The organism is Rickettsiales endosymbiont of Peranema trichophorum, assembly GCF_004210275.1.
Taxonomy (GTDB): Bacteria; Pseudomonadota; Alphaproteobacteria; order Rickettsiales; family Midichloriaceae; genus RICK02.
Window position 1 is genome coordinate 17,500 of sequence record NZ_SCFA01000041.1, and the last position, 12,843, is coordinate 30,342.

Genomic DNA, 12,843 nt, shown 5'->3' on the forward strand with positions numbered 1-12,843 from the left:
AGAATCTTGTTACTTACTTGTACTACTTATTTTACGTTATGTATACTCCATTCATTTATAATATTTTCATCACTGATTCCATAACACAACACATAAAATGAACGTACATCAATCATTATTGCACGAAATTGACATTTTCCTATGTGTTGGTATATGCAATGCTTCTTGCGTTCATAATGATGAAGTCGATATCTTGGTCACTTAAACCGCTTTTCGGGCAAATTTCCACAAATTCATCACGTGACAAATCTGCTAACTGAAGAATGGTCTTAACGTTCCGCTTATAAAGAATGACCGCGACGTCATGCGTGATGCCTTGCAACTCAAGGATCTGCTTGTCTACCATCTTGAGTGTTGGATCATCTGGCAACACAACCATAGAAGCGTCTTCGTGGGTTGCTGAATATCCCTTTGCACGGGATATCAGCTCCTCAGCTATTCCTAAGTCCAGTCCTTCCAACAATCCCAAGTTTGTCATATCTGCGTCAGCAATATCCTGAACGGATACATATCCAGCCGAGGCCAACAATTGAGCCAATGTTTCTTCCACGTCAAGGGCCATGATGAACTTGTTTGTAATGGTTTTAAATTCGTCACCCCTTCTTTTTGATTCAGCATCCTCTGTTAAGACGTCAAGGTTCCATCCCACAATCTTTGAAGCTAGCTTGACGTTTTGGCCTCTCTTACCTATAGCAATGCTTAGCTGATCCTCTGGGACGACAGCTTCTATTCTTTGTCTGTCTCTGTCTATTATCACCTTGGCAACTTCTGCAGGGGCAAGAGCGCTAATGACAAGTGTGGCAACGTCAGAGCTCCAAGGGATAACGTCAATTTTTTCCCCTTGCAATTCTGATGTAATAGCTTGTACACGAGCTCCGCGCATTCCAACACAAGAACCGACAGGATCGATAGATGTGTCTGATGAGAATACTGCGATCTTGCTTCTAAAGCCTGGTTCCCTTGCTACTGCCTTAATTTCAAGGAGCCCCTCGTAAAGCTCTGGAACCTCCTGAACAAATAATTTCACTAAAAAGCTTGGATGAGTTCTGGTTAATATCACTTGAGGGCCGTGGGCATTTTGCAATACCTCCAGTACAAGTGCTCTAACTCTATCCCCTTGCCTGAAATTATCTTGCTTTAAGAGGTTCTCCTTTTTGATGATTGCCTCGATGCTACCTACTTTAACAAGTATGTGCAAACGCTCAATCTTTTCAACGACGCCAACTATGATTTCTCCGATTCGATCCTTAAACTCTTCATATTGTCTTTGACTTTCTATCTCACGTACTCTTGAGGTGATGATGTGTTTCGCTGCGCTTGCAGTGACTCTCATCAAGTCTATTGGTGGAAGTGGTTCCAATACGATGTCCCCCAGCTTGATATTCGGGTCTTTCATTTGCGCTTCTTGTAACGACACAAGAGAAAGTCCTTGCTCGACTTCTGTGTCCTCCTGTTCTTGGTGTTGAATAGGGTCCTCTACTACCAACACACGTGAAGCTATAGAAACCTCCCCGGATTTGCGATCTATATGAACATGTATAGAACGCTCATGCCCGTACTTTCTCTTTGCTGCTGACTGTATTGCCTCTTCCAGAACAGAAATGATCTGCTCGCGAGAGATGCTTTTTTCTCTAGCCACAGCCTCAGCTATTTGTAGTATCTCTGTGCCTCCTATATACTTTGTATTCATTATCTGTATAGTACCTCTGTTACTTCTGGTTGGAGCGGATGATATCACATTTTACATATTATTGAAATAAAAGGTGAACATTTATTAACCTTGTACATACCGCTCGAAATAATGTAGTTGGTAGGCAGTATTGGACTCGAACCAACGACCTCTACGATGTCAACGTAGCGCTCTAACCACCTGAGCTAACCGCCTATTGTTTGCATACCAAAACGGACTGATTTTGCCATAGCGACTACAATAAATCAAGAAATAAGGTGATAGTGATTGAGGATTTATTTCAAGAATTGGTATCACGCGCCAAAAGTAGAAAGAGTAAAGGCCGGAACGACAACCATATAACAGATAAAATGGGGAAAGGCGCCAATGACATTTCTTGTTGTATAAACTTTTGTTCACGCTTACTCTATATTTATAGGCAATAATATTTCTAGACATGATTAGGCTATTTAAACTTCAGCCAGTCATATACGTTTGTTGCATGCTTTCTATAGTGTGCTTGCCATCTGCAGGACTCTCCGGGACAATTTATTCTGATTGTATTTTGGGTGATCAATTTGGAGATGATGGCGCTGAACACATAACGCTGACACCTATAAACGGAGAGTGTCAAAAGAGATGCGAAGAAGAATGTGGAAGCTTTTCTAGAAAAGACAAATACAACGAAGAACTAAATGCTAATGTTATCACCGACTGCATGAGCGCATGTCAGAAAGGTAAGAGCTTTACGAGCACTTTGTTGGCTGAAGGAAAGAATCCAGACGGCACCACAGATGGTAAGAGGAAAATACTTGGCCCCATCACAACTCTTGTAAAATGTGAAGATCAAAACTCAGTGCTGGACAACATATATCAAAGTACCATGATCGTTCATAATGGTGACAAACTGAAGCTATATGTTGCAGGAGATACTCAAGACAATAAGGTGTATTTGTGTGGTAAAAAAAATGTTCAGCTAACTCCAATATTTGCTTTTCCACATCCAAAGGAAGATGGATTGACTGAGCCAAGTCCACCCCCATCTCCCGAACCTAATCCAGTTGTTACTGGAAGTGCTAGTAACAATATTGAGGCATTTTGGAATAGTACTAAGCAACCTCAAGGGCGTTGGTCCAGTAAGTATCAGCACCAATGTTTAAGTGATCTCAATAATCAAGAATGGCAAAGTTTAAGCAACAAAAAATTGTGGAGTACGGATGGTACCTATGGACCTTTAAGTTCTCATTATCCAGATGAATACAGAGAGCTGTATAATAGTGTCAATGGTCCATGCAAATGGAGTGCCAGAAATAAGTCATTCACAAATACTGGTATATGGGTAGCAGATGGAGACGAACTTTCGATCATGTGGAATGGGGAATACTATGCGAATGATCCCACTGAGATCGTGACGTTAGGGATTCCAATGTCCTGTTTTGTGAAAGATGGAGAACGAGTCAAAATACGCTGGAATTACTGCGGCGCTTTGAGTGACTTCCCCAACGATTTATGTACAACAGAAGGGGCAAAAAAAGAATGTAATGATGCGATATCTCATTGCTTGACGACCAATTACAAGAATTTGCAAGACAAAGTTAAGTTGGCGGAGTATTGCTTCAATGCTGGTGCGTATTCGCGAGATGGGCAGCCACCACGCGATCCAACATGGCAGACACGTAATAACTTTGCTAAATGTATAGTGAACGAGTCTGTTGCAAAGAAAATGTGGCCCTACTCAAATCTATATGTAAAGGAGACACAACAATATTGTAGCAAAGCCTTTTATGAAAGCAGTAAGTTGCACATACTGAAACCACAGGCATTGTCGAGAGGTGGAGTATCTAGCGACACGTTCAATTCAAAACAAGAATACGAAGAAATTTGTGGAGAAGATGCAAGAATTCCACCAAATGTATTTATCACAACATCAGCGGTTCCACAACCAGGTTCTGATTGGAAGTACTGGCATGGTTTAAGAGGTGGTATAACCGACACAGACCGTGTTATAGTCAAAAAGACTGACAATGACGGTAATATAATAGCGGGTTGTGACCAAGACTATGTTCAGGATCCTAATTGCTTTGTCCTGGATGACTTGGGGTATCCTAGATACATATATAGCGGAGTACTTCAAAATTTTAGCTCTACAAGGACACCATTAGCTTTTAGACACAGCGGTATACAGAGCAATCAACAGATAGGTGGATTTAATTTAGCTGTGGATTGGGGCGGATGTCCTAGAGTAAACGGTGAGGAAGTGTATTATACAGTGGAGGTAAGTAGGCAAGAATTGGATAAGTCGGAGGCAGCCGGAACTACCGACTGGCAGGCCGTTCCAGGAGAAGTATTGACCAAAGGCAAGGATCTAGTGATTGCGTCAAGTAAGATTGGCACTAAGACTGGGCCTAAGGATGGGTATATCTTTTTAAAGATCAAGTCTATTACTCCTCCACCAAATGCTCCAGATGAAATCAAAGAAATGTACACGGGACCTGGAAATCGCTTTGGGCATTATAATCTTGTCATGAAAAGAGCAGATGTGGGGGTAGTTCTTAGACGAATTACTGGCCCTATGATTACAGTTGTGAAATATGTGTACGACACACTTTTAGGTAGTGACAATACTACAGGAGTTGTTGAAAAAGTATTCGTCAGGGTAGTTGCAAATCACCAATTTATTACAATCGTGAAGACGCTCTTGGTCTTCTATTTTTGTTTATTAGGAGCATCTGTTGTTCTTGGACTGGTCAATTTGGATCACAAAGAAACAATCATGAGATTAATAAAAGTTAGTATAGTCGTTGCCTTGATTTCTCCAAATAGTTGGGAATTTTTTGGTGGATACTTGGTTGACATGCTAGTTAAAGGGGGGCTAGCAATGATTGGCTTAATGGCAAGCGCTAGTTCAACTGAGCTACTCATGGTAACCGAAGCCGAACTTGTCAAAGAGCCTGCTTTGATATTTAGGCTTTTTGATGGTCCATTTTCACAAATGACTGACCCTATCATATGGAGGAAGATCTGTGGATTGCTTTTTTCAAGCTTATTAGGGTTCTTTGTCACCATTATCCTAGCACTGACCTTACTGATATACATGATCACAATGGCTAAAGTAGCCGTAATTTACTTGTACTCCTTGATCATGCTGTCATTTCTTATAATCGCTGGTCCAATTTTTATTATATTTATGCTGTTTGAGAATACCAAAAGCTTTTTTGAGCAGTGGTGGAAGCAGCTTGTATCTTTTGTTCTCCAGCCTATGATGTTGATGACATCAGTGATGTTGTTTAACGTTTGTTTAATTTTTTTATTGTATACAATACTAAGGTTCACCGTCTGTAAATTTTGCTTCTTGTACATAGATCTACGACCACTAGCGCATGTCGATCAATGTTTGATTCCAGTATGGCGGTTAATGATGATATCTCATCTTCCTCCGTCTGCTTCTACAAGTTTTTTAGCCCCTATGGGGTCGGTATGCGGCTCCATCACATTTTTCTTGATCGTATACGGCATGTTTAGGTTCACGCAATTTATAACATTAGTGGCAGGTATGATGGTGACAGGCAATCCTATTAGAATCGCAACAGCTGCAGCTGGTGCGCAAGCAATGCAGGCACCTATTGAAAAGAGTATAAAGAAACAAATCGGAATGCGATGAAATAACGAAATGGCGATATGAACAGTACCCTTGATCTCGTTAATCTTGTTATTCCAATTCTCATTTTTAAATGATTCAAAACGGATTTTGTGAAACTCGGCTCTGCGCACGTATTTCAATACGCTTACGCAGCCTCATCCTCAAATCCATTTGCCTGATTTAATCTGAAACTTGGTATTATTCCAATACCGTGTCAAAGATTTGGTTAATCGTATCGTCTGTAGGTGCTTTTTGGACAAACACATCACGTACATGTCGACCGGTGTGGTTCTCATCCTGCACAAGCTCCCCCGTGTTGTAGTCGACATTTACAAAGGTGACACCATTTGGTATGTCAAATTCTCTTTTGTCGAAGTGTTTGGAGGCATTTTGCATAAAATTCACAAAGATTGGAAGAGCTAGAGTCGCGCCACTCTCTTTTTGACCTAGAGTTCTAGGTACGTCAAAGCCCACATACACTGCTACTAATATGTTTGGGTTAAATCCAATGAACCAACTGTCGCAACTGTCATTCGTCGTGCCTGTCTTGCCTGCTATAGGCATATTTAGTGCTCTTGCCCTGGCTCCAGTTCCTCGCAACACAGCCCCTTGTAATATTGATAAGAGTTGATAGTTAACCTCAGGCTCTATAACTTGGTCATATGCGTCTGCTAACAGTGGTGGTGTTTGTAGAGTCTCATCTTCCAGGTACTTCACATTTTTGGTCTTTGTAGAATATATCAAATTACCTCTTCTATCATATACTCTGTCTATAAAGTGTGGTTGAACCCTCTTGCCACCGCTTGCAATAATGTTATATGCATTTGCTATGTTAAGCACTGTTGTCTCAAACGCACCAAGTGCAATGGAATAAGTTGAGCGTTTAAGAGCTGCATCCGTATAAATGCCTAACCTTTCTGCAAGCTCTGTGACCGGTTCTAGTCCAAGTGTTAACAATAATCTAATGGTCGGTAGATTTCTTGATCGTTCTAAGGCCTGACGAAATGTGATTGGACCCAAATATTTGTTGTCAATGTTTTTTGGTTTCCAAATTGGTAGTCCATAACCTTGCTCTATTTCTATCGGTGAGTCCTCTAAAATTGTATTAGGTGGTATCCCCTGCTCTAAGGCCGCCAAGTAGACGAAGCTTTTAAAAGCAGAGCCAGGTTGTCTTCGGGCTTGCGTCACTCTGTTGAATCTGCTTTTCTTAAAACTATAACCACCTACTTCGGCTAGCACTTTGCCTGAAACAGTCTCAAGGACCACTAGCGCCCCGTTCACATCTGGAATCTGTTCCAGCAAAAATTCATCAGGTTGTGAGGTTGCTCTTACAGCTATGACATCACCTATTTTTATTACTTCCCTTACAGATGAAACTGTTTTTCCAAGCGTCTGGTCATTTAGATTTTTTCTTGCCCATGATAAAGTGGAAAGCTTAATAGAGCCATATGACACATTATTGTTATCTTGTACTACAGCAATCTTTGCAGCATTGTCAGTGACTTTCAACGCTACTCCAACTTGAAATGGTTCAATATCTGGAGGTGTAGAAAATCTCAACAATGCTTCAACCCAGCTTTTGTCAGTATCTGGATTTTTTGGAAGGTCTATACGACCTAGAGGACCGCGCCATCCATGTTTTTTATCGTATTGTAATAACCCTTCCTGTAGGGTGCGAGTTGCTAAGCTTTGTAGCTTTTCGTCTACATTGGTATACACTTGCAAGCCGTCCTGATAGACAGCATCCTCTCCAAATCGTTCTATCAACTCTTGCCTGACGGTTTCGGAATAGTAGTCGGCTTTAAAAAATGATACGGTATGTCTCTCTTTTAAAGTTATTGGCAGCTGTTTTGCCTTTTCGTACTCTTCTTGAGTAATGTACTGCTCATCATACATTCTTTGCAGTACCCAATTTCTACGAGCTACAGTTCTTGCATATCCCTTGATCGGGTTAATTGTTGAAGGCGATTTAGGAATCGCAGCAAGCACTGCAACTTCGTCTAGTGTCAAATCGCTGAGCTTTTTGTTAAAATAATTCAAAGCGGCTGAGGCGATTCCGTAAGAGTGGTTACCCATATATATTTGATTTAAGTAAAGCTCCAGTATTCTTTCTTTGGAGTATATCCTGCTTATTCTGTATGCTAAAATTGCCTCTTTGATCTTGCGCGAGATCGTTCTCTCATTGCTAAGTAGGAAGTTCTTAACGACTTGCTGAGTAATCGTAGAACCGCCAGCAGGATTTTTTTGCTTGCCAACGTTCAAAATGTTAATAAGACAGGCTCTGATAATTCCCTGTATGTCTATTCCTTCATGTTTCAGAAAATTTTGATCTTCTGCTGCAATGAATGCTTTGACTAGCATTGGAGGTATATCGCTGTATTTCGTGTAAATCCTGTTTTCTACAGCAAACTCATCAAGAATTTTACCGTCTAATGTGTATAATCTTGTGACAGTTGGTGGATCATACTCTTCAAGATGTTTGTAATCCGGGAGATCTTTGCTATAATGGTACAGTACTTGTAATGTTGTAAAAAGCGTTATAACAAACAAAACAGTAAAAAAACAAAACCAAAAGCGTGCTATTTTTTTGACTTTTTGAAACATCGGCGAAATGCTATAGGAACATACAACGGGAGAAAACTTCCGCGTGTGAGTTGGAGGAATCTGTCAGCATTATATCGAGAAAAAGCCAATAGCACAAGATAATATGCTTCTACTAATGACAATGAGAGATAACTAAGACACGATGAGTAACATAAGAAATTTAGCGATTATAGCACACGTTGATCACGGAAAAACAACCCTGATAGATAACATGTTAAAACAAAGCGGTACTTTCAGGGAAAATCAGCAGGTAGCCGATCGATTGATGGACTCAAATGAGCTTGAGCGAGAGCGTGGTATAACGATCGTGGCGAAATGTACGTCAATCACATACGGTGATTACAAACTGAACATCATTGATACTCCTGGACACGCTGATTTTGGTGGTGAAGTTGAAAGGGTCTTATCTATGGTCGATGGTGCGCTTCTTTTGGTTGATTCCTCCGAAGGTCCCATGCCGCAAACAAAGTTTGTATTAAACAAGGCTCTGCAACTCGGCTTGTGTCCCATAGTAATCATTAATAAGGTGGACAGAAGCGATAGTAGAGTAGAGGAGGTGATTAATGAGGTGTTTGATCTGTTTGTAGCTTTAGGTGCAAATGAACGACAATTGGATTTTCCAATATTATACGCAGTTGGTAGAGACGGTTGGGCAACTCCAAAGCTAGAGGAGAAGGGTGTCGATTTAGGTCCGTTGTTTGAGATTATTATAAAGCATGTACCATCACCAAGCGTACACGATATCAAAGGCTTTTCGATGTTAGCAACCATACTGAACTATGACTCCTATGTAGGTAGAATATTGATAGGAAAGGTATATTCTGGAGAAGCTCAAGTTAATGATGGTGTAAAAGCTATCAATCTACGTGGTGAGCTTGTAGAAACATCAAAGTTAACAAAGTTGTTTGGATTTAAGGGAATAGACAGAACTCCGATTGACGTTATAAGAGCTGGAGACATTATAGCTATCGCAGGTTTAGGTAAGGCTTCTGTCTCTGATACGATATGTAGTGCAGATATCAGTACGCCTATTGCTAGTACTCCTATAGATCCTCCGACGATGGCGATCACGATAGGTGTTAACGATTCTCCTCTTGCTGGCCAGGAAGGATCAAAAGTGACATCCAGAATGATATTGGAACGTCTTCAACGCGAAGCGGAAGTGAATGTCGCGATTGCCTTGAGTGCAGCAGGTGGAAAGGGTGAGAGCTTTGAAGTTGGAGGACGTGGAGAATTACAGCTAGGTATATTGATAGAAAGTATGCGTCGTGAGGGCTTTGAGCTTTCGGTATCACGTCCGCGGGTACTGCTGAGAAAAGACGACTCTGGCAATGTACTAGAGCCGATCGAGGAGGTAATCATCGACGTAGATGAGGAATACAACAGTGTGATAGTAGAAAAGCTCTTAAGGCGCAAGGGGGACTTGATGGAGATCAAACCTAGTTCTGGAAATAAGCTGCGATTGGTATTTCACATTCCTTCGCGTGGTCTTATTGGTTATCAAGCAGAATTTAGAAATGATACAAGAGGAACTGGCGTACTAAGCAAAATCTTTTTGAGGTACGAGCCATACAAAGGAGACATTGAAAAGCGTGGTAACGGAGTCTTGATATCAAATTGTGCCGGGGAAACTACTGCCTATGCGTTATGGAACTTAAAAGAGCGTGGCATGATGTTTGTTGCTCCCAAAACGAAGGTGTACGAAGGTATGGTCGTGGGAGAGCATAACAGAAGCAACGATCTTGATGTCAATGCGGTACGAGGCAAGAAGTTGACGAACATGAGAGCTTCTGGTAGCGATGAAAACATACTGTTGACACCACATAAAGAGCTTACACTTGAGGAAGCCATCTCCTACATTGAGGACGATGAGCTAATCGAGGTGACCCCTAAAAGCATCAGATTGAGAAAGCGCTATTTATCTCCAAACGACAGAAAGAAAAATAGCTAAGCATTGCTATATTTTTTTATGCTTTGTAAATGACAATAAAAATGGGTGATGGCAGCGCAAGGTTCTAATAGCTATGATGTGGCCATAGTGGGCGCAAGCTACGTTGGTCTTACGGTCGCAATGCGCCTCACTGCTTTAAATCTCAGAGTATTATTGTTGGATGAGCTTTGTATCAAGCAAAGAGTACGCGATATCTCTTTAAGTAAGGTAGGGAGAGACCAGCAGATAAATGAACCATCGAGACTATTTGCGATTGCTCAGGGCTCTTTAAATATGTACGAAAGATGTGGGCTAAAATTTGACAATGAAGCCGCTCCGATCAAGCATATCAGGGTGTCACAGGAATCCCCTGAGGTTGTTTTGGAGCTCGATCCATCAGATGTTGGTCATAAGCAATTTGGTGTGATGCTTGAAGAAAGAATTCTGCTAGAAAAACTGGCAAGCAAGGTTTTATCAGACGACAAAATTTGCATAATGAGTGCTGTGACTATGAAGAGAATCGAAGTCACACCACATGCTGTCAACTTAAGCTTGGAGGACTCGGCCCAGCAAGAGCTGTTACTGACTGTAAAGCTGATCATAGCTGCAGATGGCAAAAGATCATGGATACGTCAGCATTATCAAATTCCTACCTATTCTTTTGATTATGGTCAATATGCTGTTATCTGTGATATATTGCATGAAAAGTCACACAGATTCACGGCCTGCGAAAAGTTTTTGAAGCATGGAGCTTTTGCGATATTGCCAAAGCATATTCAAAGAGAGTCTTCGATCGTTTGGGTTGTTGACGAGGAAAAGTACGATCAGGTTTATGGCTTGCCAAATTTTCAATTATTTGAATTGATCAAGCAGCTTTTTGGTCCACAGTTGGGTACACTTAGTTTACTAAGCAATATTAAAGTTTTTCCATTGCAGCTAGTGCATGCGAAAAGGTATATTGCTCATAGGTGCGCATTAGTTGGGGACGCTGCTCATTCGATTCATCCAATTACCGGTCAGGGTTTAAATCTAGGGTTGAGAGATGTTGATGCGCTGGTCAACCTCATTGCAGAGCAGTTAAGGCTAGGATTAGATGTGGGCTCAAGTATAATGCTTCAAAGGTACGAATCGCTCCGTGCATCAGATAATCAACTGATGATAGAGTGTACACATAACGTCAATATGCTATTTGCAAGTACATTGCCTGTGTTAATCGCACTACGAACCTTAGGATTGAAGCATCTGAACGACATGCAACAAATGAAGCAATGGATTTTGAAGTACGCTATGTCCTGTTAGTTCTCTTGATTATACTTGGCTTCCCACATCATCGTTTCACTTTACTGCTTTTTACGTTCCATGATAATAGTCATGTGCGAAGGATAATCTTTCATGGCACCACTTGCTGCATCTACTATAAAACCAGGCCAAAATAATACGTTGGCTATTGTAACAGCATTAAAGCTATCACCCATACCAAAGCTTTTTTGGACATAGCCCTCTTTCCTACAGTCCGGATGCAACGGCCCGTTTCCTTTATGTACAAGGATATGCCCTGGGTTGGTATTTAATACGTATGTTAATCCCTTACCGTCTGTAACTGTACACTTGACGTCCGCAAGATTTTCATTAGTGGAAGAGTCGACAACTTTTACGCTGATATTTTGACTAGTACCAGAAATAAGCGTTGCACAACATGTGAGCATACAGGAGGCAATAACAATAGATGTTGTTTTGAAAATTTGTTTCACAAAAAACTCGCTTTTTTTAAAGTTAAGTACAAATGCTATTTCAAACGGAAACGTTTTACTACTGCATCAAATGCATACACGAAAAGGCAGTGTCAACAGAACGTAGAAGGGCGTTGACCACTTTTAATCGTCGGCGCCACGGTACAACATAACTGCAGCTTAAGCAAGTTTTTTCTGAAGTGAGAGCTTATCCACAGATTAATCGCAGCAAGAGACCTGCACGAGCCTAGTTTGTGAAGTGACGTGTAAATGTTATTCTCTGTAGAAGAGCAACGCAACTCATATTCTTTTGATAGAAAAAGTTGACAATATGAGAATGATTGATAGATTGGTGTGCACTTTGATAACAACAAGTAAAAATATATGCACAAATGTAATTCAGGAAGCTGTTATAAAAGCTGGAAAGAAAGAAAGAAAGACTCCTCTGCTACTTTTTCTAACAGACTTTGGTCTTGTAGATGCAACTGCAAGTGAGATGAGAGGCGTGGTTGCCTCAGTTGATGACTCGATAAGACTGGAGGATGTAACCCACAACATCAGAAAATTTGACGTATGGGAGGCTGCTTGTAGATTAGAGCAAGTTGCTTCCTCTTGGGGCCCACAGGTGGTGTTCGTAGCGGTGGTAGACCCTGGTGTAGGTACAGGTCAACACTCGTTGATTTTGAGAACTAAGCAAGAACAATATTTTGTTGGGCCTGACAACGGTGTGTTGTCACTTGTGGCTCAGAAACAAGGTATAGATAGTATTGTACAAATAGACTTGGAGCGATCCGGCTTGAGTCTATGTGGTAATTATACTTCATCTGGAAAAGAGCTATATGCTAAGGTAGCTGCGAGATTAATACTTAGTGATTACAAGATGTGTTCGTTTGGTGAATATATTGAAAGTATCGACACAACTTTTGGTATAAAACGACCAGAAATCAATGGTGACATTCTGAATGGGATCATTAAAAGTTATGACGCTTATGGTAACATTTGGACAAATATTGATGCACATCTTATTAGGGAATATGGACTGATGTATGAAAGTCAGTACCTCATCACTATACAGTATCGTGATAATAAAGTGTTTGCAGGAAGACTAAGGTACGCAAAAACGTTTGGTAACGTTGGATTTAAAGAGCAATTTTTATTTATAAATAACTACGATGCTTTATCCCTCGGTACAAATATGGGGAATTTTATGAGCGATAATAATATTGAATGCAGTCCTTATACCAAAATCACCATCGGGAGAGAATAGCAT

The 12,843-nt window shown here is 40.8% G+C and carries 7 protein-coding genes and 1 tRNA gene; 4 read left to right on the forward strand and 4 right to left on the reverse strand.

Annotated elements, in window-relative coordinates:
• Positions 1-139: 139 nt before the first annotated feature.
• On the reverse strand, positions 140-1,690 hold the full coding sequence (gene nusA, locus EDM53_RS01990; RefSeq protein WP_130121917.1) for a transcription termination factor NusA: 1,551 nt from the start codon (positions 1,688-1,690) through the stop codon (positions 140-142).
• 118 nt (positions 1,691-1,808) lie between these two features.
• Positions 1,809-1,885, reverse strand: a tRNA-Val gene (locus EDM53_RS01995).
• 286 nt (positions 1,886-2,171) lie between these two features.
• On the opposite strand from EDM53_RS01995, the gene EDM53_RS02000 reads away from it, so the two are divergent.
• Complete coding sequence (locus EDM53_RS02000) at positions 2,172-5,330, forward strand: TrbL/VirB6 family protein (protein WP_165379564.1); 3,159 nt, start codon at positions 2,172-2,174, stop codon at positions 5,328-5,330.
• 177 nt (positions 5,331-5,507) lie between these two features.
• Here the strand turns inward: EDM53_RS02000 and EDM53_RS02005 are convergent, their stop codons facing one another.
• Positions 5,508-7,913 (reverse strand): penicillin-binding protein 1A, encoded by a 2,406-nt coding sequence (locus tag EDM53_RS02005; protein ID WP_130121921.1) that lies wholly within the window; start codon positions 7,911-7,913, stop codon positions 5,508-5,510.
• A 142-nt stretch (positions 7,914-8,055) separates the two neighbouring features.
• Between EDM53_RS02005 and typA the strand changes: the two genes are divergently transcribed.
• Both typA and EDM53_RS02015 read left to right on the forward strand, forming a co-directional pair.
• Positions 8,056-9,864: a translational GTPase TypA gene (gene typA, locus EDM53_RS02010; RefSeq protein ID WP_130121923.1), complete on the forward strand. Its 1,809-nt coding sequence runs from the start codon at positions 8,056-8,058 to the stop codon at positions 9,862-9,864.
• 48 nt (positions 9,865-9,912) lie between these two features.
• Positions 9,913-11,142, forward strand: a complete 1,230-nt coding sequence (locus EDM53_RS02015) for an FAD-dependent monooxygenase (RefSeq protein WP_165379566.1) — start codon at positions 9,913-9,915, stop codon at positions 11,140-11,142.
• Between the two features lie 41 nt (positions 11,143-11,183).
• On the opposite strand, the gene EDM53_RS02020 is transcribed toward EDM53_RS02015, so the two are convergent.
• Positions 11,184-11,594 carry a hypothetical protein gene (locus EDM53_RS02020; protein ID WP_242507828.1) on the reverse strand — a complete coding sequence of 137 codons (411 nt, stop codon included), beginning with the start codon at positions 11,592-11,594 and terminating at the stop codon, positions 11,184-11,186.
• Between the two features lie 310 nt (positions 11,595-11,904).
• Between EDM53_RS02020 and EDM53_RS02025 the strand changes: the two genes are divergently transcribed.
• Positions 11,905-12,840, forward strand: coding sequence for an SAM hydrolase/SAM-dependent halogenase family protein (locus tag EDM53_RS02025; RefSeq protein ID WP_130121927.1), 936 nt, complete (start codon positions 11,905-11,907; stop codon positions 12,838-12,840).
• Positions 12,841-12,843 lie beyond the last annotated feature (3 nt).

What these genes read in the sequence shown, in the direction of transcription:
- nusA (WP_130121917.1), bottom strand. Translation starts at nt 1,690, where the DNA reads ATGAATACAAAGTATATAGGAGGCACAGAGATACTACAAATAGCTGAG.
- EDM53_RS02000 (WP_165379564.1), top strand. Translation starts at nt 2,172, where the DNA reads ATGCTTTCTATAGTGTGCTTGCCATCTGCAGGACTCTCCGGGACAATT.
- EDM53_RS02005 (WP_130121921.1), bottom strand. Translation starts at nt 7,913, where the DNA reads ATGTTTCAAAAAGTCAAAAAAATAGCACGCTTTTGGTTTTGTTTTTTT.
- typA (WP_130121923.1), top strand. Translation starts at nt 8,056, where the DNA reads ATGAGTAACATAAGAAATTTAGCGATTATAGCACACGTTGATCACGGA.
- EDM53_RS02015 (WP_165379566.1), top strand. Translation starts at nt 9,913, where the DNA reads ATGGCAGCGCAAGGTTCTAATAGCTATGATGTGGCCATAGTGGGCGCA.
- EDM53_RS02025 (WP_130121927.1), top strand. Translation starts at nt 11,905, where the DNA reads ATGAGAATGATTGATAGATTGGTGTGCACTTTGATAACAACAAGTAAA.